The 564-nt window shown below is 64.9% G+C and carries 1 protein-coding gene; it reads right to left on the reverse strand.

Translation table 11 applies throughout. The annotated features are described in order from the left end of the window. A partial coding sequence (locus AC0L3A_RS40905) for an IS3 family transposase (protein WP_473256604.1) occupies positions 1-564 on the reverse strand: 564 nt, incomplete at both ends.

Raw genomic sequence — 564 nt, forward strand, 5'->3', positions numbered from 1 at the left:
TTGGCTACCCCTATCGCTATGATGCACGAGCCCGCCGCGGTGGACCGGTCGGCGATCGTGCAGGGCCTGCTCCAGCGCATCGAGCACGAAGCTGGCGTGCGCCGTGCGCGAGGCCCGCCAGCCCACGATCCTGCGGGCATAGGCGTCGATGACGAAGGCGACGTAGACGAATCCGCTCCAGGTCGCGACATAGGTGAAGTCGGAGAGCCAAAGGACGTTCGGCCTTGGCGCCCTGAACTGGCGGTTGACGTGATCCAGCGGGCATGGCGCGGCCTTGTCGCTGATCGTGGTCTTAACCGGTTTGCCGCGGATAACCCCCTGCAAACCCATGTCCTGCATCAATCGCGACACCGTGCAACGAGCAACATCGAAGCCTTCTCGCTTGAGCTGCCGCCACACCTTGCGCGCGCCGTAGATGGAGAAGTTCTCATCGAAGACGCGCCGAACCTCGATCTTCAGCGCGGCGTCCTGCCTGGCTCGCGCCGACAGCTTGGCGGGATCGCGCCGCTTGGCCACATGGGCATGGTAGGTCGAGGGGGCGATCGGCAACACCTTGCAGATCGG

The sequence above is a fragment of the Bradyrhizobium sp. MI1.3 genome, assembly GCF_055811695.1.